Below are 20,660 nucleotides of genomic sequence, written 5' to 3'. Positions count from 1 at the left end.
CATGAAGCAATACGTCCGTACGATATGGACAGTGGTATCGGTGAGGATCGCCGTGCTGCGAGCGGAACCTGAGCGTGGTGAGATCACCACCACCGTCATCGTCACCGCGCTGATGGCCATCGCCGCGATCGCGATCATCGCGATCATCGTTGCGAAACTGACCGAAAAGGCCAACTCGATCAACCTCGGGATCGGCTGACCATGCCGATCCGAAACCGCTCACCGCGGCGACTACGCGGCCCGCTGGCTCACCGGGTCCGGCACGCGCTGTCCGGCGACCGCGGCGAGGTCACCGTCGAATTGGTCATCGCCACACCGTTGCTGCTGCTGGCTTTGCTGGCGATCATCCAGTTCGCCGTGTGGTCCCACGCGACCCACGTCGCCCAGACCGCCGCCTCACAAGCCCTCGCCGCGGCCCGCGTCCAGCACGGCACCGCCCGCACCGGACACGCCGCGGGACAGCGGCTGCTCGACGACCTCGCCGCCGGCCCACTACGCGAGCCCCAGCTCACCGTGACCCGTGACGCGACCTCGGTGGCGGTGAGTATCCGTGGTGAGGCCGCCGCGGTCCTGCCCGGCGTGCAGCTGCACGTGCACGCCGAAACCGCCGGCGAGGTCGAGCGCTTCGTGCCCGACACGGGCACCACGCCCTGACTTTTCCTTATCCAGAGCCAGTTTCTGGTGCGAGATCGACAGGAGTCTTCTAATGGGCAACCTCAGCCGTTCGCCGGTGCTCGACGGGGTGTTCCCGGACGGGCCGGACACCGTGCTGCTTCATCCCGCCGTTACCGCACGCCGCTGGCGGCGTCGGCAGATCGTCGCCGCGGTGCGACCGGGAACTGTCCTGAAAGGACTGTCTGGGGCAACTGTCGTGGGATTCGCGCTGGTGGTGGGAAACGGATTCGCCGGGAAGTTCATTTTCACCGCCGTGGTCCTGATCGTCGTGCTCGCCGGATGGCGTGCTACATGCGTGGCCCGCGAGGGGCGGGGGCCGCACGGTGATACTCCCGGTACCCGGTTGCGTCGCGGTGAGGGTTGGCGCAGCAGGGACTTCGCCGACCTCGGAGCCGACACCGCGAGGCAGGTGCGAGAACTGCTGGCCGGAGTCGACGAGCTGCACCGCACACCGGCCCGCGTCTGGATCGACCCCGCGCTGCCCGGTGAGGCGCACCGGGTGGTGTGGCAGGCCCTGTGCTGTCTCGACCGCAGCCGCGACGCGCGCGCCCTCGCCGAGGAACTCGCCACCGATCCCTACGCCGGCGAGGACCTGGTGGCCGCGGCACGCCAGGCGGTCACCACGATCGACCACGGCCTGGGCGAGGTCGCCCGGCATCTGCATGGCTGCCTGCTGCTGACCCGAGCGTGGGAAGCGAAACTGCGGCGCACCGACCTGACTCACCGCACCGGCAATGTTCTAGCCGCTCTGCCCGGCCACGACCACCTTCGCCGACTGACCCAGGCCGCGGAAGTGCTGCCGCAGAACGTGTTCGCTCACGTCACCGCGGCCCGCGACCTCACCCAGGCCGGGGAATTCCCCTGGGAACGGCCATCCACGGAGTGGCCCCGGCTGACGCTGGTCCCACCTCACCGTGCGACCGCACCGCGTGGCGCCGGCGGCCCGGCAGGGGAGGGCTTGTCGTGACGCGGCGAGAGAGCCGACAGGCGGGAAGGATCCGGGTCTGGTGGTGTGCTGAGCGCGGCTCGGTGACTGCCGAAGCCGTGCTGGTGACGCCCGTGCTGGTCATGCTGCTGGTGTTGCTGGCCGTGGTGGTGCACCGTGGTGTCGACGCCCGGCTGCGGCTCGACGACGCCGCCCACCAGGCCGCCCGCGCTGCCACCCTGCACCGCTCCATCACGGCCGCCGCCACCGCCGCTCGCGACACGGTCGGCACCGCGCTGGCTCAGGCGGGTGTGGTGTGCCGCGAGGTGACCACCACGCTGTCGGGCTCGCTGGTTCCCGCCAGCGCGGTGACCGTGTACGTCAGGTGTTCCGTCGACTTTGGACAAGCCACGCTGCTCGGCGTCCCCGGCGAGAAAACCCTGGAATCGTCCGCCAGCGAAGTTGTGGACACCTACCGGTCCCAAGCTCGCCCTGGCGGTGCCCGATGACGTCGTCAGCGCGCGAGTGGAAGCCCCGGCACGAGAGCGCGGAGCTGGGCGCCGGTCAGCGTCCGGTGCTCGAGCAGCGCCTCGGCGATGCGGCTGATGTCCGTCCAGTGCCGGTCGACGAGGTCCTGCGCGATCTCGGCCCACAGATCGGGCTGATCGTCGGCGAGTCCGTACGCGCGGCGGGCTTCGACAATCAGGGCGAGGTCGTCGTGCCCGCCGTGCAGGTAGGCGCCGAGGCGAACATCCTCTGCGGTCACGCCCTCATGCAGCCGTTCGGCCTCGCTGGTCACCTCGAGGACATGACGGGCCTGGGCGAGCGGCCCGGCGTGCGCGACGACCGCCACCGACGACAGTTCGACGCGGCGCGGCCGGACAGCGGTGAAGCCCACGCGCCCGATGCCACGAGGCCGCAGCGTCACGTAGCGCAGCGACCGGCCCTGCAGCAGATAGACGACCACGTGCCCAGCCTCATGCCACGCGGTCAGACGATCCTCGCCCAGGTCGGGCGGTTCCGTCTCGGGCGCGGTCATGCCACCCATTCTGCTCACCCCGCAGGCAGGCCGGGCAGCGGCACGTCCGTGTACCGCTTGCGCTGGTGGTGGCGGGCGGAGGAAGGCCGGGTGACCGCGTTCGTGATCGCCCTCCTGCTCGGACTGCTTGCGCTGACCGGGCTGAGCCTGGACGGCGGTCTCGCCCTGGCGAGCAAGGTCCGCGCTGGAGGGCAAGCCGAGTCCGCAGCCCGCGCCGGCGCCCAGGCGCTCGACCTCGCCGCATATCGCGCCAACGGCATTGTCCGCATCGAACCGGGGCGGGCTCGTGACCTCGCGCAGCGGTACCTGGCCAGCGTCGGCGCCACCGGCACTGTCGCGGTCGCCGGGGACACGGTGACCGTCGAGGTCACCGCCGTGTACCGGACACAGCTGCTGTCGCTGGCCGGGATCGGCGACATCCACACCCACGGGCGGGGCGCCGCCCATCCGCAGCGCGGGGTCAGCGGCATCGAGCCCTGACCCAGTTGGCACGTACTGGAGGGAGAACACCGGCATGGTGACCACCGACGACGAGATCACCCGCCGCCTCGAGGAGCGAGATTCCGCGCGCAGCGCGCGCCGGGCCCAGGCGGCCGGCACGGTGGGCGAGCTGGCCCGCCGGCACGCCGAACTGGCCGAGCGGCTCGCCGACCTTGAACGCGAGCTCGGCGAGGTCCTCACCGCGGCCGGCGACGTCATCGACGTGCCCGAGCTCGCCGAGGTCACCGACGTTGCCACCGCCGACCTCACCCGCTGGCGAGACCAGGTGACCAAGCCCGCCCGCGGCGGCAAACGCAAACGCCCCGGCACCGCGGCGAACAACCGTGTCCCAGGCACCCTCGCGGCCACCGAAACCCGCACCGCCCAGCCCGCCGCACCTGCACAGGACGCTGGCCGCCGCGGCAGCGCAGCGGTCGGCGCGGCGAGTAGCTGATGTTCGGCCGTGCGCCGCTCACGCGCACCGCACGGTTGCTGGGCCGGGCGGTGCGTGGGCTGCTCGCCGCAGTCGTGCTGGCCGCGCTGGTTGCCGGGGTTCCGTGGGCGCTGGTTCACGGCGTGGGCTGGCCGTTGCCGGATCACCTGCCGAGCCTGGACGAGATCGGCACTGCGCTGATGACACCCATGTCGGCACGGTTCCTGCTCGACGCCCTCGCCTGCCTGGCCTGGCTGGTGTGGCTGGTGTTCGTCCTCGACCTCGCCGCGTGCGCGGCCGACGTCGCCCGCGGCGGGCTGCCGGACCTGAAACGGCAGACAGGCCCGGTGCGGCGGGTCGCGGCCGTGCTTATCGGCGCCCTGCTCGTGGCCGTGCTGGGCCGCACGGCCACCGCCGCGCCCCTCAACCCCGCCGACATGTACCCCGCCGGTCATTTTGAGGTGGCCGTCACCGCTCCCGTCTCCACGACACCGGTCGTCCATGAGCAGCTTCCGGTCCAGCCCGGGATCGAGCGGGTCCGGCCACCGGAGAACGGGGTGTACGACTCGCTGTGGAGGATCGCGCAGCGCTGCCTGGGCGAGGGTGATCGCTGGCCGGAGCTCTGGGCCCTCAACCGCGGCAGCGTCCAGTCCGGAGGACGGATCCTGACCAATCCGAACCTGATCCACCCCGGCGACACCCTCCACCTTCCCGCCACCAGCCGGCCACCTGACCCGCCGACGCCGCCCCAACCGGAGCCGCCCGCATCCTCGTTGTCCGCGCCCGAATCAGCACCACCGGCACCGAGTACGACCACGCCACCCTCCTCGCAAACTCCTCCGGTCACGACGTCCCGCCCGACGCCAGCGGCCGTCCCTGCCGCGGATGGACCTGCCGGGGGCGCGGTGAGCTGGGGGAGCGGTGAGGTGTTCGTCAGCCTGGGCCTGGCCGCGGCGGTCAGTGCCCTGCTCGTGCTCGCGCGACGGCGGCGCCACGCGCGCTACCTGCCCGGCAGCGGCCGGCGCGACGACGACCTGCCGGTCGCCCCGGTGGTGTATCAGCTGCGGCTGGCCCATCTGCGCGCCCGACACCACGACGAAGACCTCGACTTGAACGCCGAGACCGACACCGCGATCGGCGGCCTGGCCGGTCGTGAGCATGGTCGTGAACCTGGTGGCGGAGACCTGGCACCGCGGTCGACCACCGCATCAGAAGGAGCTGGTGACGAGGGGCGGCTGAGGGTGCTCGCGCCTCGTGTCCGCTGCGTGATCGGCGCCGCCACACACACCGGAACTGGCGTCGGACCGGCGACGCTGCCGTCCGTGGTCGACATCGCGCTCGACACCACGCCCCCTGACCTCGACGGCAAGGCCGCCGCAGCAGGTGAGGGGACTCAGGTCGCCCTCGACCTGGCCCGTGTCCACGGGCTCGGCCTGGTTGGGCCCGGCGGTTACGCCGCGGCCCGCGCCCTGCTGCTCACCCTCCTGGCCACCTCCTCCGAGAACGCACCCACGCTCAGGGTCTACGTGCCCAGCGCCGACGTGGCCCGCCTGCTCGGTGTGCCAGGAGCGGCCACCGACCTGCCCACATCGATCACAGTGGTGGACGACCTGGACACCGCCCTGACCGCCTTCGCCGCCGCGGCGCCGCCGCGGCGCGCTGTCGTGATCGCAGCCCCACCCGGTGACCCTGGGCAGCAGTTGCGGCTGCAGCACCTGCTCGACAACAACGGCCAGCACGGGATCACTGCGCTGCTGCTGGGCCAATGGCGCGCCGGCGTGACCGCCTACGTCACCGCCGGCGGAGTCATTTCGGCCACCGATCCCGGACTCGGCGAACCCCTGCGAGGAACCCGCGCCTTCACCCTGCCCGAGACCGCGACCCGAGACCTCCTGGCCTTCCTCCGCACCACCGCACCCCACAGCAGCGGCACCACCGACGCGGCCCCGCCCCGTGCCAACCCCGCACCTGGGAAGACAGTGACACCACCGGGCACGACGCCCCGGGCCGCGCCGCAGAACGCCGCAGGCGACCCGCGACGACTGGAGATCACTGCAGGACCGCCCGCGCCGGATTCACCCCCGGCCAGCGAACCGGGCGAGGAACCACACCCACATGTGGCCGGCAGGGATCCGAGCCCACCGGCGCCGCTCGCGCTGACAGTGTTCGGTGCCCCTGCCCTGCACTGGCGCTCCGACCCTCGCAAGGCCGAGGGGGAGCTGCGCGACGTGTCCGGCGCGCTGAGCAACCGCCCGCTCGAACTGCTGGTCTTCCTCGCAGTACATCCCGGAGGGGTGTCCCGGGATGCGATCGTCGACGCTCTTTGGCCGAACGACCCGCCCCGCAACCCCGCCAGCGTGCTGCGCACCGTTCTGTCCCGCATCCGCCGCGCCCTCGACACCGCCACTCGCGGCACCGCCGGCGACCTGGTCCTGGCCGAGCACGGCCAGTACCGGCTCGACCCCGCCGTGGTGGAGGTCGACTACTGGTCCTTCGCCGACGCGGTGACCCGCCGACGCACCGCCGCGGCTGAGCGACGCACCGACGCCTATGAGGCGATCGTGGCGCACTACGGCGGCGCCCTGGCCGACGGCCTGGACTCCGACTGGCTCATCGCCGCCCGGGAAGCGACCCGGCGCGACGCGCTCGACGCCGTGGCCGCGCTCGCCCGCGTCCGCGTTGAGGCCGACCCCGACTACACCTTGGATCTGCTGGAAACCGCGCGGGCGTTCGATCCGCACAACGAACTGATCTACCGCGACATCATGCGCCTGCAGCACGCACTCGGCCGGCACGACGCGATCTCCCGCACCTTGGACCTCCTGCGAACCCGCCTCGCTGAAATCGACACGACGCCCACCGCGGACACCGCCGACCTCGCCGAGCGGTTACGCGCCCGCGACACCGGGATACCGGTCGGGGACTTCTCCCGATCCACGGCGCCATGAATGAACACGCCACCGGTTCGCGAACACGCCCTGCCCATTCGGGATCGAGGCGCCTTTCCCGTGCGGTAAAGGTATTTGTGCGGAACAGCGAAATGCCTCGATTTCCCGCCGCGATTTCGCCCGCGCCGATGCTAGCGTCGACCGTGGCAGCACAACCATCGAGGCCAAAGAAAAAGAACTTCGTGGGCGCACAACCGCATTCCCCTGCACCTCTGACATCGACTCTCGTCGAGTGTTATCGGCGACTCTCGCGCGCCACAAAAACACTCCGGCGCCACCGTGGCGACCCGTATACCCGGCGCGCGGACACCGCCTTGAACACCAGGCCCGAGCCGACGGCGCGGTCACTCAGTGTCGCCCCCGCCGCCTCCGACTATGCGAAGCGTGACTGCCAACCGTGGGACCGCCGACCCGGCCAGTCAGCCTCGTTCTCCGGTATCCGCTTAAGGCGGATCCCCCCGTGTCAGCCGTTCCCGCAGGTCACGCCCCCTGAAGGGGGATCCACCGGTATCCCAGACTCGCTTGACACCAAGCAGGTGAACACATCAGGCCCGGCGGCGATGTCACGCGGCTTCCTCATTGTTTCACCAGCGCTCACCCTTGCACCTCACTCACCTGCCCCCTTTCTTCCTTTCTCTTTCTCTCTTTTATTAAAACAAACTACATTTATACGCGGTTTCGGGTGTAGCCGGCCGCTCCCTTCTTGGGCAATCTGCAACCGCCTGACCTGGGCAAACATGTCCGTGAAAGTGTGCGCATTCACGCGAAAATATAGGCAAAATTCCCCGAAATTGACCCCGGAAAACTATTGCGCGGCGCCCGGGGGTCGAGTTACGTTTGTTGTGTCACCGGGAAAACCGGAAATCATCACAAACCGCCGCACCGGGCGCGAATGTTCCCCCGGAAAGCGGAAAACCGGCAAACACGTGATTGGGGATTGCTATGTGCTACGCCGACACCACCGACAACCCGGACGGCACCGCCGTCGCGCACTGCTATTGCGGTTGGTCCAACACCTACCCCGACCACGACGCCGCCGACGCGGCCGCCGAATCCCACACCCGGGACGCTGAAGCGGCGGAAGCCGAATTCGCCGCCACCCACTGACCGCGCCCACCGTGCCCACCGCGAAAGGGGCCGAACACCATGAACCACAACACCACCACGCCGCACCCGGACGTGCCGACCATGCGCGCGGCCACCGTCGCCACGATCACCGCCCACGACTGCGAACGCTGGGTGTGCGTGTGCGGGAACACGCCACACAGTAGCGGTTTTTGCATGATCGACAGCAACGGCGATGACACCGCCCACGCCCCCGAACGGTGGGTCGAACCCTTGTACAAGTGCGACGGATGCGGGCACGTGATCGACGCCGCGACCTACGACGACACCACCCACACCGTCGCCGTCGTCGGCCGACTTCCCCGCCGCGCCCACTGATCACTCGACCGCGAAACCGCGACACCGCAACGAAAGGGGCAACACCATGAACCACGACGACAACCCGCCGGAACGCGTGGTGTACGTGGTCGACCCGACCATGAGCCGCGACGTGCAACCCGAAGTGGTGACCCGCACCAACACCGAAAACGACTGCACCGTCACGGGTGTGTTGATCGACCCCGCCGACCGTCAACAACTGTTGTACGGCACCGTAACCGGTCCCGACGGGCGTTTCATCGGTAGCTACTTTCCCGCCGACATCGTGCGGCAATCCGAATGGCGGGTGGTGACCGCCGACGGCACCGAATACCCCGCCCCCAGCGAAGGCCACGCCGTGGTCGCGCTCATCACCACGTTGCGCCGCGCGTAGCCGCCCCGCGCCACCCCGCCCCGGTCCCCGCCGCGCTATGACCGCCGAAACCCATTGCTGTGAAGGGAAACCAGCACGATGACCACGCACGCCACGACTCCGGCCACGGGCACCGCGCCCGCCGCCCCGGGCGCGGCACACCGGTTGCCCAACGGTGAACTCCGTCGCATGGTGGCCGAACTGCTCAGCCAGCAACCCGCCAATGCCGGACTGACGGTGAGCGCCGCCGCCCGGCTCCTGAACCGGTCATCCGGCGCGGTGGGCAACGCCCTGGAAACGCTGGTAACGCGCGGGGAAGCGGACTACATGGGGCAGCCGTCCCGCGCCTACCGCGCCAACGCCAACACCCCCACCGCCGCCGCGACCGCCGTGATCAGCACGCGCACCACCGACCCTGCGACAGGCGACGTCGCCACGCCGCCCGCGCCCATCGCGCCGAAACGCTGCCCCGGGCCGAAAAAGGCGGCCGCGCCCGCGCTGGTGACCGCACCGGTACGGCGCCCGAACGGGCAGCTTTACCACCCGCGCAAGCTGGCGGGCAGTTCGGATGTGACGGTGTTGCGGCGGTTGCGGCAGAACAAGATTCCCTCGCTGCTGTATGGGCCCCCGGGTACGGGCAAGACGTCGCTGGTCGAGGCCGCGTTCGGTGACGCGGTGACGTTGCCGGGTGACAGTGACACCACGGTGGATGACATTGTGGGCGGGTACGTGCCCACATCGGGCGGGAGTTACGCGTTCGCGCACGGGCCGCTGGTGACCGCGATGCGTGAGGGGCGCGCGTTCTTCATCGACGACTTCACCCTGATACCCGCACCCGTGCTCGCGGTGGTGTACCCCGTCATGGACGGGCGCGGGCACATCATGATCAAGGCCAACGACTGGGAGCGTGTCGACGCCGCACCCGGGTTCTACGTGGTGGGTGGGCACAACCCCGGGGTGCACGGCGCGGTACTGAGCCCCGCGCTGGCGTCGCGGTTCCGGGTCAAGATCGAGGTGACCACCGACTACGACCTCGCCGCGCGGATCGGGGTCGACCCGAAAGTGGTGCGGGTCGCGAAAAATCTCGCCGGACGGCAGAAGAAGGGCGAGATCGGGTGGGCGCCCCAGATGCGCGAACTCCTCGCCGCGAAAGACACCGCCGCCGCGCTGGACCCGATGACCGCCGCCGGGAACCTGATCGCCGCCGCGCCGGAAGAAGACCAGGACATCGTCGCCGACGTGGTCCGCAACACCTTCGGCGCCCACGTCGCCCCGCTCACGGTCGGCGAACAGTTTTAGTCGCGTCCCCACCGGTTTCTGCCGCCTGTGACCGTCCGGAAAGGACATACGATGACCGCGCACATCGCCGCACCCGCCGCCACGCTGACCGCCGTGTTTCCCGCCGCCCCGGGATGGCTGACCCTGTCGGCCCGGTTCGGGGACGAGGTCCCCGCCATCGCCGACCGCGACGACCTCGTTGTCACCGTCGCCCCCGGTGCGGGACACGACGCCCCAGCGTGTTTCTTCCCCGACCTCGCCGCCATCGAAGTCGACGGAATCCACCTCCCCAGCGGGGTCGACCCCGCCACCGTCGAACCACACCGGGTCGGGGACCGCAAGCGCTACCGCACAGCATGGGGGCTGCTGACCCACGAATCCGCCCACGCGAAACACTCGGTATGGCGTGAACCTCCCGGGGCGCCACCGGGCGCGGCGGCGGCCGCGATCCTGCTGGAAGAGTCCCGGATCGAAGCCGCGCAGTTGCGGCGCCGCCCGCAGGACCGGTACTGGCTGCGTGGCAGCGCGACGAAGCTCATCCTCGCCGACACCCGGGCGAACGACCCGGCCGCCGCACCGACCATGACGAAACAGGATGCCGCGCAGTCCGCCGCGCTGTTGCTGGCACGTGTGGACGGCGGTGTCCTCAACGGTCGGGAAGTCGCCCGGGTCGAACGGGTCGTGCGCGGCATTCTCGGCGACGACACCCTCGCCCAGTTGCGGGCTATCTGGCGTACGGCGCACCGTGTCGCCGACGACAACGCCACCGCCATGATCGAACTCGGGCGCCGCTGGTGCGAGGTCCTCGGCGACGACCCCGACCAGCCGCCGCCCCAGCGCGGGGCCGCCGACGCGGGCGCGCAGCCCGGTAGTGGGAACGGTACGCCGTCACCATTGGCGCAAGCGATCACCGCCGCAGCCATCGCCATCGTCAACTCGGCTGCCGCCGACCCCGCGCCCACCGACCCCGTCACCGACGCCATGGAGGCCCGTGCCGCCGAGGACGCCGCCCGCGCCCGCGCGGCCAGCGCGGCGAACAAAACCTTCGGGAGCGGGACCAGCCCGAACGCCAACCACATCACTGGCACCCGCCCCCCGACCACGGCCGAACGCACCGCCGCGCGTCAACTGGCCCGTGCGCTGACCACCGCCGGAGTGCGTGACCGCACCACCACCACGACCACCTCCGCCATACCGCCCGGGCGGCTGCGGGTGCGCGGGGCGATGACCGCCGCCGCACAACGCGCGGCGGGCGCCATCCCCACCGCCGAACCGTTCACCCGCACCACCCGCAAAACCGTGCCCGCACCGCCACTCCGGCTCGGCATCGCCTGCGACGTCACCGGGTCCATGAAGGCGTACAGGAAACCGGTCGCCTCGGCCGCGTGGATCCTCGCCCACGCCGCCCACCACACCGACGTGCCCGCCACCACCGCCACCGTCACCTTCGGCTCAGGCCGCATCACACCGATCACCCACCCCGGCACCACCCCCGCACGGGTCACCGAATTCACCACCGGTTACGGCGGACACGCCATCGACGACGCCGCCGAGGCCCTCGACGGCGCGCTGGAATTGTCCCGCCCGAACGCCGCCCGCCTCCTGGTGATCATCTCCGACGGCATCTTCGAAAAACAGACCCGTGAACCGGGCCAGCGGCTCCTCGATCGCTTGCGCGCCACCGGGTGCGCGGTCCTGTGGCTGCTACCCGACGACGACCCGCGCAATCAGCCGATGGACGGCGTCACGCTGCACACCCTCACCGACCCCGCCGCCACCGCCCGCGCCATCGGACAAGCCGCCACCGCCGCACTACGAGCCACACGCTAACCACCCACAGACCCCGGGCGGGGCGGACACCCTCCCCCTCATGCCCGCCCCGCCCGGGCCCACAACCACCCGCGAACTGGAGATGACCACCGATGACCGACACCACCATCGCCACCGTCGGCGAGCTGATCGCCGCCCTCGACCACTACGACCCCGCCGCCCCCGTACGGCTCGCGACACAACCCGCCTACCCCCTGGAAAACCTGCTCGCGCGCGTCGTGTGCACCCCGGATCGCGCCGATCAGCCCGTGGTGTGGCTCGGCGCGAGTGACCAGGTCGGATACGTGCCCGCGCCCGTCACCGACGCGTTGGGGTGGTCGTGATGACCACCGACGAAACACCCAGCAGGACACCTGCCTCGCTGGCCGACCGCGCGATCACCGTCGCCCGCCTTCACCGCGCCATCGCGCCGCGCGCGTTCGCCGATCGTCACGGTGCCCAGTCCTCGTGGAATCGCCGCGCGATCACCACAAGCCATATCGCGGCCGCGCTCGGCGTCGGTGCCGACACCGTGCTCGTGCGTGACGACCCGGACCGCCACTGCGGCACCGGGGCCACCCTCGCCCCGGGAGATTTGATCGAGGTCACCAACGACGGCCGCCGCTGGTACTTCATCCCCGACCTGTCCGGGTTCGTGATGTGGTCCTGGCTGCTGCTCGGCCCGTGCCCGGACTGCGGGGCACCGCGGGTCCCCATCGCGCGAGTCGCCGGCCTCGCCGACCTCGGCGCCCACCTCGACACCGAGTCCGAGGAGCACTTCTTCGACACCGCACCCTTCGAATTCCAAGGCGACCCCGCCCATCACCCGCACTGCCTCTACTCCGCGAACGCGTCGGAACTCCGCGCGGGACACCGAAAGGAGCCCCTGTCATGACAACGACAGCCGTCGAGACCGCTGACAAACCCGCACGCATCAGCAAAGAAGATCGGGTGGCTCTTGCTGCGACCGACGTCGCGACCGCGCTACCGGGCAAGTGGACGGTTGGCCGTGGCCGAAACCGAGACCAGGTCGCCGACGTCGTGTGCTTGGCCACCGGAGTCAGTGTCGGGTTCCAACCGGTACCAGGGCCGGGCGCGTGGTGTTACCAGCTCGTTCCCGGGGACCTCCCGCGAGAACTTGACGATGTCTTCCTTTGGCACCGCCGAGACCCATTCCCTGTTGTCAGGTTCGCTGTCGGTGCCCCGGCCGCCGAGGTCGCGACACACATCCACCAGCGACTGATCCCGGCCTTCCACCAGTGGCTCGACCGCGCCCAGACCGCCCGACGCGAACGCATCCAAGCCCAAACGCGCCAATACAAAGCTCAGTGCGAGATCGCCGACCAGTTGGAAAGCGCGTTTCCGCAGGCACCCGAGCCCGCCCGCATCTACTGCCTGAGGGGCGACCGCATGAGCATCACGCTGACCATGTCGGTCGACGACGCGCTCGCCCGCATTCCCGCGCTCGCACAGGCACTCCGTACCGACACCACCACACCATCCACATCGACGGAAACCCAGGAGACGACATGACCACGATCAACGCCACCCTCACAGGCCTGCGCCCCCGCAATAGTCACAAGGTCTCCCGCGTTGAGGTCTTCCTCGGCACGGGCCCAGGGACCCAGTACGTCGGCTACCTGGAATCCGCATACCCGGACGGGACACCAGATCCCGCGACCGTCGCCTTGCTGCCTGTCGGACGGCGATTCCTGACCGCTGCCACCGAGACCGACTTCTATGCCGCGCTGGACACCCTGGCTGAGGCGTGGTCGATGTGCGGTTTCGGGCCAGCGGTGTCCGGCTGCAATCACGACCTCGCGACGTGGAAGACGTGGCGGCGCAAGGACCTCCACGTGGGCGGCGCATACACCTTCGACGGCCGTCGAGTGTTGTACCTGCCCGACGTTGTTCGCGGCATCGACAACGTCGAGAATGACTGGCACAGCATCACTCTTCACAGCGAGAGGCCTCCGGCTTGCCGAGGTACCACGCTTGCCGGGCGCGCTCGCGAGGCCTTCGACCGGGCCCGCCGACAAGACCCGGGTTCTGACGTCGGCCGTGATCCCGCCTACCTCAAGCGTGCCGCCCTCCGCCGCGCCTTGGGGCGTGACGTGGCCGAGGAGTTCGGTGTGGCGAGGACGGCGGTGACGGTGACCGATGACCCCGACCGTCAGCACGGCGGGTGGCACTGGTTTCTGGTGACCATCGCCGACGGCGGCACCGAGTACCGGTTGACCTGTTACAACGGCGAAGTGGACGACCTGCGTGTCCTCGGGCCGTGCCCGGAGTGCGATGGCGAGGTGCCGCTGCTCGCGGCCAACGACCCTGCCGCGCTGGGCCGCTACCTCGACGCACGGGCCACGGGCACCTCGGTGCCGTGCCCGCCCGGACTGACCTTCGGCGTCGGCCACACACCTGGATGCCCCGTCCGCGAGGACCTCTGACCCAGCAAGCCCACCCAGGAGAGGACCTCGTGATGGTCACGCGCACCGACTTCTACCTCGACACCGGACCGACAGCGCACTGGCTGGGTTCGCTGCAGTTCGCCTGCCACCCCGACAACCTCCTCAAGCTGTCCTGTCCCCCGGCCGCGCCATACTGACCGCGCGGGAGCCGTCGGCCTACCGGACGGCGGTGAAGGACCTGCTGCTGATGTGGGCGGTCGGGGGACTCGGCGCCGCACACGAACCCCGGAACGGGTGGCCATGGGACTGGGAATCCAGCCACAGCAACGACTGGATCCTCACCCACTTCGATGGTGCCGCGCACATGGCGGCGGGTGGTGGCGACCGCTGGCACCGCCTCGACCCCGACGACCCGCGCCCGCCGCTGCGGTGCGGACCGCCGGACTTCGCGGCGTGGCTACGCGACCCCCGCGCGGCACCAGCGGTCCCGCTCCCGGTGCACCGCCCGCCCGATACACCCGCCACCGACTACTCGCACTTGCTCTGACGCAAATCTCACGACCTCAGAGTCCAGAAAGGACAGACCAACGATGACTACGTTCCTGCCTATTCCCCACGACCTCTACCGTCACGCCGAGCCCGGAGCGGGCGAGATCCTGCCCGCCCTGACCGGACGGGATAGGCGGTACCGCCCGGTCGAGCGATTCGACCCGAACTGGGGTTACATCCTCTCCGGTCGCGCGTCGACTGTCGCGGTGGTGTCCGCGCTGTATTGCGGCGAGCTCGACGTGCCCGAGCGCGCGTGGCCCGAGGTACTGCGCCTGTATTGCCCGGACGCGTGGCGGATGCTCACCGAGGCGGAGGTCTCGTTCGAGCAGTGGGCTAGCGGCCGTTGCGAGGCGGTGCTGGGCGGCCGGGTCGGGGCCACCGCCAACACCGAACTCGGCGGCTACGCCGTATTCGCGGTGATGGACGTGCCCGCCGTCGTGGCCGAGGTCGTCGGCACGCTGGGCGCGATTCCCACCTTCAGCTGACCAACCCATTTTCCGAACTACAGAAAGGGCGACACATCATGCGTGACACGAAGAAGCGTCTTATGTGGACAGTGCTGGCTGTGATGTTGCCCGGCCCGTGGACCCCGGTGATCGTGCTCGCTTACATCCTCGGCCGCGCCACCGAACACGACCAGGACGCCACCCACGACGGCGACGCTCCACCATATCCGCCGCCCGATCCGTACGCCTGTGTCCCGGCACCCGTGACCCCGAACCCCCATGCGTCACGATAAGGGGGACCTGGCGATGTCGAGCAACACCGACTTCTATCTCGGACGCGGCGAGGACGCGGAATGGATCGGCTCCCTGCACGGGGAGTGCTATCCCGAGAACTTCCTCGCTGTCCCACCTGTGCGGCTGGCGGTGACCGCGACGACCGAGGCCATCTTCCGCGCCGCCGTGGCCGACGCTTTCGATGTGTGGGAGGAGGAACGTCTCGGCCGCGCGTATCGGCGCGAGGGCGGCTGGCCGTGGCCGTGGTATTCCAGCCACAACAGCACCTGGATCATCACCTTCGACCCCGGCGACGGCGCGGTGTTCGCCACGGTGGGCGGTGGTGTCCGCTGGCACCGTATCGACCCGAGTAACCCGTGGTTTCCCGAGGGGGACGACCCGCTCGGGCCGCCCGATTTGTACGCGTGGCTGCGTGATCCGGCAGCGCCACCGTCGGTGCCGATGCCGCTGATGCGGGAGAAACCCGCCGACATGCCCATCATCGGCGGTGACGCCCGATGAGCAGCACGACGCACGACTTCTACCTCGGGCGCGGCCCGGACGCCGACTGGCTCGGATCCGTTCGCCTCGGCACCCGCAACGGCCGCTGGCTCGACGAGATCACGCGAGCCCGGTCCGCGGGAGGGTTCATCACCCTCGTCGCCCTCTTCCTGCGCACCGCCGAGATTCAGGAGGCCGGCGAGGTGACGTTTGGAAACCGTGAGTGGCCGTGGCCCTGGCCCACCAGCCACGGCACCGACTACGTGTATGCCTTCGACACCGACGCGGTGTGGACCGCGCGACGAGGTGACCGGTGGTCGCTGCGCGCCGACGAGTACATCCCACCCGGGCCCGACGAGACACCACTGGAATTCCCGCACATGCGCGACAGCTGCTGCTACACCGGGATCGACGCTGCCGACACCACGGCCCGCCGCTACGGCCCACTGCTGGGCGACACGTACCGCCACGACCTGCCCCAGCTCGGGCTGCGGATCCTCGCCGATGTCACCGGACCGCCCGGCCCGGGCGAACCCACCGCCCTCACCGACCTCCGGGCACAGCTGCCGCCGCACCTGCGCTACACCCTCACTGCCGACGAGACGGACGTGGAGCTGGCATTCGAGGTCTTCGGCTACCGCGACGGCGACCCCGCCGCCGACACCGTCGCGCACGCCCTGTCAATGCTGCCCGCCCTCTACGGATGGACCGACCCGTCCGGCGGGCCGCCCCGCTTCGGCGTACGGGTCGGCATCGCCACCGACGAGCGCCACACCTCGCACCCGGTGCTGGACGACCCCCGCGCCCGCGCGGTGCTCACCACCTACTGACCTCCGCCTCCCAGACCCACAACCTGAAGGAGAAGACACCATGTCACCGGACACCGCACCTGTCGACTCCGCCTCCACGGAGGCGGGGGAGCCGCGCAGCGCCGCCGAGCACTGCGCCGCCGCCGAGGCCCTCTTCTCCCGGGCCCGCGCGATCTACCCGACGTTGAGCAGCCGCGCCGTAGACCAGGGTGAATACCGGCGCTGCCTCGATTGGGCGCATCTGCATCTTCGGCTCGCCGAGGCCATCACCTCCGGAGCCGGAGTGGTCTTCGCGCACCGTCACCTGCTCGCGAACCCCGATGTGCGCCTGCATGACACCTACGTGAGCGGCGAAACACAGGAGTGGAACGAGTACTTCGAAAGCCAGCACAACGCGACCAGGAGGTCGGCATGAGCACCCAGCCCACGACCCCGTCGCTGGAGCCGTCATGCCCGGACTGCCACGCCGAGATCGGCCATGTTCACCACGAGTGGTGCGACGTGGCCCGCTGTCTGGCCACCGGGCTGCAGCGCACAGGCCACGACGAAGCATGCCCATGCCCGAAAGACACCTGGTCCGGGCGATGGCCCGGCGCGGCCGAATGCTTCGAGTTCGGCTGGACATACGGGGAAGGGCTCCCCGACCTCAACCGCTTGATGACCACCGCCACCTGGGACCCGGACACTCACCGCTGGATTCGTCCCGGCCACCAGATAACGACCGTCGAAGCAGAACCGCGATGACCACACTCTGCACCGCCGCGGGCTCGCCCGGCGCACCCCCGACCTCGCTCGCTGGGCGAGCACCAGATCCCGTCTCGGAGAAATCCGAGGGTAGGGTGCGCCCGGCCGCGACACCGTCGCCAGAGCAGGTGACGGATCCGGTGGAGGTGTGGGCCGACGTCCTGAGACCCTGACGCACGTTCGTCTCACCAGTGAGGAGGACCGAACTCATCATGCCGACCGCAGGATCCCCCTCGCGCCCCGCGGCGCCCACGCTGTTCGATCTCGCGGCCCGCTCACTCAACCACGTCGACGTGTTCGCCCTGTCCGACGATCAGCAAACCGTCCTCGACCACGTGCGACGGTGCCTCGCCGACAAGGACGGCCCGAGGGCCGTCGTGGTGGTCGCCGGCGCCGCGGGCACAGGCAAGAGCGCCCTCGCGCTGACTCTGCTCGGCGAGGCGGTGCGCGCCGGCTACCTGGCTCGCCACGCCACCGGCTCGCAGGCGTTCACCACTGCGCTGCGCAAGACCGCCGGACACGGCTCCCGTGCCACCCAGAAGCTCTTCCAGTACTTCGGCACCGCCACCGACACCGAGCCCGACGGGCTGGACCTGCTGGTGTGCGACGACGCGCACCAACTGCGTGCCACCTCGAACACCCGCTACACCCCCGCCTCACGCCGCAGCGACCGCACCCAGGCCGCACAGCTGCTCGAGACCGCCCGTGTCGTGGTGTTCCTCCTCGACGAGGACCAGGCGATCCGTCCCGGACAAATCGGCACCCGCGGCTACCTCGCGACAGCCGCCCGAGCCAGCGGCACCACCGTGCACATCGCCGAGCTGACGAGCCAGCACCGCCATCACAACGTCCGCTACGACAGCTGGGTCCGTCGCCTACTCGGCCTCGACGACCCACTCAGCCCGCCGACCTCCTGGAGCGGGGACAAGGACGCCGCGCCGCGGTTCGAGCTGCGGGTGGCCGACAGCCCCGGCGAGCTGGAGCAGTTGCTGCGTCCGAAGACCGAGGTCGGGGCGAGCGCCCGGATCACGGCCGGGTTGTGCTGGCCGTGGAGCGACGCGAGTCCAGGAAATCCGTTGGTCGAGGACATCGTGATCGGCGACTGGCGCCGCCCGTGGAGTGTGAAGGGCCAGCGCTCGGTCAACGGGCTGCCGCCCTCGCCATTGTGGGCGATCGATCCCGCGGGCGCCGGCCAGATCGGCAACGTCTACAGCGCGCAAGGCTTCGAGTACGACTACGGCGGCGTCATCCTCGGCCCCGACCTCCTGTGGCGCGACGACCGGTGGATCACCGACCCCGCCGCTACCCACGACGACGCCCTCGACGGCGCGACCACCGACGACGTCGACTTATGGGTGCGTCGCACCTACCGCGTGCTGCTCACTCGCGCCACGGCGGGCACCGTGCTCTACTCCACCGACGCCGAAACCCGCGCCCTGCTGCACGCCATCATCGACGCGTAGCCGACAGGCCCCCGGCCGCTGTCACCAGCGCATGGGATGCGGCCCATCGACGGTATGGGGCAAGAAAAGAAACAACCACGTTCGTGTCCGTGGGGCGGGGAACGATGCCGCCAGTGGGCGGCCGGAATAGTGCCACCGCCATACCGGACCGGCGCGGCCGAGGCTATCGCTGGCCATCGCCCGCTTAACCCGTGGCGTAGGCGATCGCGGCGCTAACGGGGGGGCTGGACCAGCGCGCCGGAGTCATGAGAAGTCCGCGCGCAGGACCGGTTGCCCAAGGGGCGGTCCTGCGCGCGGACTAGGCGGGCGGGCGTCAGGATTTCAGCGCGGGCTCGGTGGCGTCGTCGCTCGTGTTCGGGACGTCGGTCTTGTCCGGGTTGATGGCGAACCGCTTCGGTGCCTCGCAGGTTTTGCGCGCGTACCCATCGGCGACGAGCTTCTCCAGGGCGTTGTTGACCGCGCCGCCCGAACGGCCGAGGTCTTTACCGATTTTGGCGGGCCCGAAGTCCTCGCCCAGGTGTTCGGTCAGGTACTCCTCCACCATGGCTCGCAGCCCGCCCTTGGGCAGTCGGTCCTTGTCCGGGCGTGCGGTGTCGGTGGCCGCAGGCGACCCCGTCACAGACCGTTCGGGCTTGGTTGCGCCGTCCGTCGGATCCTCTGGAGCCGTGTCGGGCAAGGGAGTGGTTCCGGCGTCGTCGGCTGCAGTAGTCGGACCGGCATCGTCCTGGGCGGTGTCCGTGGCGGTGGATTTCGGGGCGTCGTCGGCGTCGGACACGGTCTTCGTCGCTTCGCTGCTTTCGGCGGTGTTGCCCGCCGGAGCGTCCGTCTGTGCGTCGTCGGTATCGGGCGCGGTGGTGTCACGGTCCGACGGGGCGAGCGTCCATGTGTCGGGGTTGCGCGGGCCGTCTCCGGCGGTCCGGATCGCGGTGCCGTCGCGTCCCCAGCGGGCCAGGATCTTCGCGGCGGTCGAACGGCCGACTTCTGCGGCCGTCGCCAGAGTGGCGGTCGTGGAGGCGGGATTGGCGGTCAGCGCGGCCAGCACTTTGTCTTCCGTGGTGGGCGTGTTCTGTGTGCCGGGTGCATCGGACACGGCGTGCAGGTGGCGGTCGCTGTCAGTGGCATCGGGGACCGGGGCGGTGCTGATGTTGCGGTTCTTGCGGGACATGACGGACTCCATGCGGTTGGGTATGGAACGGGATGGTCATGCCCCGGCCGGGGCGTTGGCCCGCCGGTGCGCATCCGGTTGTTCGGGCTACACGTCTATGGACGCTTCGTCACCGCGCCATTGTCAAGTGATCCGTCAAACAAGACACGTGTCTCATGTGGACACATTGTGTTTTAGTGTTTGTCCCCTATACGAACCGGGCCAGGCGTGGGTGCCGCCGTCGGGTGCTTCGGCGTTTTGCGATCCCCCCGGTTGTCACGCAACCGGGGGCGGCACCGGTACGGGCGACGGTGCCGTAGCTGACAACCCATTACGGGGCGCGGCCCGTGATGGCCGCGCCCCGTAGTGGGCATGTTGTCGTTTCGGGGCGGGTCAGGTCTGGGGCAGCGTGCCCCAGAGACCGATGCCGCCGACGCCTTCGGCGTAGACGGTGCCGCTGTTGTGGACGGCTTGGATGACCACGAGGTACCGCAGCTGATAGGGGCTGCTGACGAACCGGTTGTAGTGGCTGGCGAGTGCGAATGCCGACCGGAAGACCTCCCGCGTCACGTCCATGGTCGGCGCGTCGGCGGTGCCGTGGTCGCTGTGGGGCAGTCCGGTGATCGTGATTCGGATCTGGTTCTGCGGACCGGATTCATCCGCCGCGACGGCGAACTCCGCGTCGGCGTGGATCATGTCGTCTTCCTGGATCGCGACGAGGTCCTCGCGGATGCGGGCGGCGATGTCCCGGAGCGGCAGCTCGGCGGTGTCGTCGTGAAAATCGCCCACGATCGCCACGGGGGCCGGAGTTGGTTGGGTCACCGGGGTGCCGATGCTTTCTGTGGTGGTCATGTTGCGGGTTCCTTTCCCATTGTTTTCAATCGCCTGCGGGTGCAGGTCGTCTGTTGTGGACAGTCGCGGCCCGATCGCGTCACGGCAGG

The 20,660-nt window shown here is 69.9% G+C and carries 28 protein-coding genes; 25 read left to right on the top strand and 3 right to left on the bottom strand.

Going from position 1 to position 20,660, the window contains the following annotated elements; all coding sequences use genetic code 11:
• The first annotated feature begins 1 nt into the window (after nucleotide 1).
• The 4 genes from AJAP_RS38095 to AJAP_RS38080 all read left to right on the top strand — a co-directional run bounded on the left by AJAP_RS38095 (nucleotide 2) and on the right by AJAP_RS38080 (nucleotide 2,109).
• Nucleotides 2-199, top strand: coding sequence for a hypothetical protein (locus tag AJAP_RS38095; RefSeq protein WP_038520631.1), 198 nt, complete (start codon nucleotides 2-4; stop codon nucleotides 197-199).
• A gap of 2 nt (nucleotides 200-201) precedes the next feature.
• The gene (locus tag AJAP_RS38090; RefSeq protein WP_084098480.1) at nucleotides 202-654 is read left to right on the top strand and encodes a TadE/TadG family type IV pilus assembly protein; all 453 of its coding nucleotides are present in this window, start codon (nucleotides 202-204) and stop codon (nucleotides 652-654) included.
• Nucleotides 655-706: 52 nt separating this feature from the next.
• A complete protein-coding gene (locus tag AJAP_RS38085) occupies nucleotides 707-1,642 on the top strand; it encodes a hypothetical protein (RefSeq protein WP_038520628.1) in 936 nt (311 codons plus the stop codon).
• A 62-nt stretch (nucleotides 1,643-1,704) separates the two neighbouring features.
• Nucleotides 1,705-2,109, top strand: a complete 405-nt coding sequence (locus AJAP_RS38080; protein WP_267284118.1) for a TadE/TadG family type IV pilus assembly protein — start codon at nucleotides 1,705-1,707, stop codon at nucleotides 2,107-2,109.
• A gap of 5 nt (nucleotides 2,110-2,114) precedes the next feature.
• Here AJAP_RS38080 and AJAP_RS38075 read toward each other — a convergent pair whose 3' ends face one another.
• Nucleotides 2,115-2,639: a M41 family metallopeptidase gene (locus AJAP_RS38075; RefSeq protein WP_038520626.1), complete on the bottom strand. Its 525-nt coding sequence runs from the start codon at nucleotides 2,637-2,639 to the stop codon at nucleotides 2,115-2,117.
• Nucleotides 2,640-2,729: 90 nt separating this feature from the next.
• Here AJAP_RS38075 and AJAP_RS38070 point away from each other — a divergent pair, with 90 nt between their 5' ends.
• From AJAP_RS38070 to AJAP_RS37985, 21 genes are all read left to right on the top strand, one after another.
• Nucleotides 2,730-3,119, top strand: a complete 390-nt coding sequence (locus AJAP_RS38070; protein WP_038520623.1) for a pilus assembly protein TadG-related protein — start codon at nucleotides 2,730-2,732, stop codon at nucleotides 3,117-3,119.
• 34 nt (nucleotides 3,120-3,153) lie between these two features.
• Nucleotides 3,154-3,573, top strand: a complete 420-nt coding sequence (locus tag AJAP_RS38065; RefSeq protein WP_038520620.1) for a hypothetical protein — start codon at nucleotides 3,154-3,156, stop codon at nucleotides 3,571-3,573.
• On the top strand, nucleotides 3,573-6,500 hold the full coding sequence (locus tag AJAP_RS38060) for a BTAD domain-containing putative transcriptional regulator (RefSeq protein WP_038520618.1): 2,928 nt from the start codon (nucleotides 3,573-3,575) through the stop codon (nucleotides 6,498-6,500). The genes AJAP_RS38065 and AJAP_RS38060 overlap by 1 nt, the downstream gene beginning before the upstream one ends.
• A gap of 942 nt (nucleotides 6,501-7,442) precedes the next feature.
• Complete coding sequence (locus AJAP_RS44475) at nucleotides 7,443-7,607, top strand: hypothetical protein (RefSeq protein WP_167551729.1); 165 nt, start codon at nucleotides 7,443-7,445, stop codon at nucleotides 7,605-7,607.
• Nucleotides 7,608-7,646: 39 nt separating this feature from the next.
• A complete protein-coding gene (locus tag AJAP_RS38055) occupies nucleotides 7,647-7,943 on the top strand; it encodes a hypothetical protein (protein ID WP_038520615.1) in 297 nt (98 codons plus the stop codon).
• 46 nt (nucleotides 7,944-7,989) lie between these two features.
• Complete coding sequence (locus AJAP_RS38050) at nucleotides 7,990-8,316, top strand: hypothetical protein (protein WP_038520612.1); 327 nt, start codon at nucleotides 7,990-7,992, stop codon at nucleotides 8,314-8,316.
• A gap of 78 nt (nucleotides 8,317-8,394) precedes the next feature.
• Nucleotides 8,395-9,594: an AAA family ATPase gene (locus tag AJAP_RS38045; RefSeq protein ID WP_038520609.1), complete on the top strand. Its 1,200-nt coding sequence runs from the start codon at nucleotides 8,395-8,397 to the stop codon at nucleotides 9,592-9,594.
• A 51-nt stretch (nucleotides 9,595-9,645) separates the two neighbouring features.
• The gene (locus AJAP_RS38040; RefSeq protein WP_038520606.1) at nucleotides 9,646-11,403 is read left to right on the top strand and encodes a VWA domain-containing protein; all 1,758 of its coding nucleotides are present in this window, start codon (nucleotides 9,646-9,648) and stop codon (nucleotides 11,401-11,403) included.
• Nucleotides 11,404-11,495: 92 nt separating this feature from the next.
• The gene (locus AJAP_RS38035) at nucleotides 11,496-11,726 is read left to right on the top strand and encodes a hypothetical protein (protein ID WP_038520603.1); all 231 of its coding nucleotides are present in this window, start codon (nucleotides 11,496-11,498) and stop codon (nucleotides 11,724-11,726) included.
• A complete protein-coding gene (locus AJAP_RS38030; protein WP_148311631.1) occupies nucleotides 11,726-12,277 on the top strand; it encodes a hypothetical protein in 552 nt (183 codons plus the stop codon). The genes AJAP_RS38035 and AJAP_RS38030 overlap by 1 nt, the downstream gene beginning before the upstream one ends.
• Nucleotides 12,274-12,915: a hypothetical protein gene (locus tag AJAP_RS38025; RefSeq protein WP_038520601.1), complete on the top strand. Its 642-nt coding sequence runs from the start codon at nucleotides 12,274-12,276 to the stop codon at nucleotides 12,913-12,915. Before AJAP_RS38030 ends, AJAP_RS38025 begins: the two co-directional genes overlap by 4 nt.
• Complete coding sequence (locus tag AJAP_RS38020; protein ID WP_038520598.1) at nucleotides 12,912-13,829, top strand: hypothetical protein; 918 nt, start codon at nucleotides 12,912-12,914, stop codon at nucleotides 13,827-13,829. The genes AJAP_RS38025 and AJAP_RS38020 overlap by 4 nt, the downstream gene beginning before the upstream one ends.
• A 32-nt stretch (nucleotides 13,830-13,861) precedes the next feature.
• Entirely contained in the window at nucleotides 13,862-13,987 is a 126-nt protein-coding gene (locus AJAP_RS45160; RefSeq protein ID WP_267284117.1) for a hypothetical protein, read from the top strand.
• A 32-nt stretch (nucleotides 13,988-14,019) separates the two neighbouring features.
• Nucleotides 14,020-14,337 (top strand): hypothetical protein, encoded by a 318-nt coding sequence (locus tag AJAP_RS38015; RefSeq protein ID WP_051972729.1) that lies wholly within the window; start codon nucleotides 14,020-14,022, stop codon nucleotides 14,335-14,337.
• 43 nt (nucleotides 14,338-14,380) lie between these two features.
• Nucleotides 14,381-14,824 carry a hypothetical protein gene (locus AJAP_RS38010; RefSeq protein ID WP_038520595.1) on the top strand — a complete coding sequence of 148 codons (444 nt, stop codon included), beginning with the start codon at nucleotides 14,381-14,383 and terminating at the stop codon, nucleotides 14,822-14,824.
• Nucleotides 14,825-14,886: 62 nt separating this feature from the next.
• Nucleotides 14,887-15,078 (top strand): hypothetical protein, encoded by a 192-nt coding sequence (locus AJAP_RS43905; RefSeq protein WP_148311630.1) that lies wholly within the window; start codon nucleotides 14,887-14,889, stop codon nucleotides 15,076-15,078.
• Nucleotides 15,079-15,091: 13 nt separating this feature from the next.
• Nucleotides 15,092-15,580 carry a hypothetical protein gene (locus tag AJAP_RS38005; RefSeq protein WP_038520592.1) on the top strand — a complete coding sequence of 163 codons (489 nt, stop codon included), beginning with the start codon at nucleotides 15,092-15,094 and terminating at the stop codon, nucleotides 15,578-15,580.
• Nucleotides 15,577-16,389, top strand: a complete 813-nt coding sequence (locus AJAP_RS38000) for a hypothetical protein (RefSeq protein WP_038520589.1) — start codon at nucleotides 15,577-15,579, stop codon at nucleotides 16,387-16,389. Before AJAP_RS38005 ends, AJAP_RS38000 begins: the two co-directional genes overlap by 4 nt.
• A gap of 40 nt (nucleotides 16,390-16,429) precedes the next feature.
• The gene (locus AJAP_RS37995) at nucleotides 16,430-16,783 is read left to right on the top strand and encodes a hypothetical protein (protein WP_038520586.1); all 354 of its coding nucleotides are present in this window, start codon (nucleotides 16,430-16,432) and stop codon (nucleotides 16,781-16,783) included.
• On the top strand, nucleotides 16,780-17,112 hold the full coding sequence (locus AJAP_RS37990) for a hypothetical protein (protein ID WP_038520583.1): 333 nt from the start codon (nucleotides 16,780-16,782) through the stop codon (nucleotides 17,110-17,112). The genes AJAP_RS37995 and AJAP_RS37990 overlap by 4 nt, the downstream gene beginning before the upstream one ends.
• Before the next feature lie 212 nt (nucleotides 17,113-17,324).
• Nucleotides 17,325-18,575, top strand: a complete 1,251-nt coding sequence (locus tag AJAP_RS37985; RefSeq protein ID WP_051972728.1) for a DNA/RNA helicase domain-containing protein — start codon at nucleotides 17,325-17,327, stop codon at nucleotides 18,573-18,575.
• 313 nt (nucleotides 18,576-18,888) lie between these two features.
• On the opposite strand, the gene AJAP_RS37980 is transcribed toward AJAP_RS37985, so the two are convergent.
• Both AJAP_RS37980 and AJAP_RS37975 read right to left on the bottom strand, forming a co-directional pair.
• On the bottom strand, nucleotides 18,889-19,740 hold the full coding sequence (locus AJAP_RS37980; protein ID WP_038520580.1) for a prolipoprotein diacylglyceryl transferase: 852 nt from the start codon (nucleotides 19,738-19,740) through the stop codon (nucleotides 18,889-18,891).
• Nucleotides 19,741-20,112: 372 nt separating this feature from the next.
• Entirely contained in the window at nucleotides 20,113-20,571 is a 459-nt protein-coding gene (locus AJAP_RS37975; RefSeq protein ID WP_038520577.1) for a hypothetical protein, read from the bottom strand.
• Between the last annotated feature and the right edge of the window lie 89 nt (nucleotides 20,572-20,660).

Origin of the sequence: Amycolatopsis japonica, assembly GCF_000732925.1 — a bacterium.
Taxonomy (GTDB): domain Bacteria; phylum Actinomycetota; class Actinomycetes; order Mycobacteriales; family Pseudonocardiaceae; genus Amycolatopsis; species Amycolatopsis japonica.
Note: the sequence above shows the minus strand (reverse complement) of the source record. Positions and strands in the feature narration are given on the sequence as shown.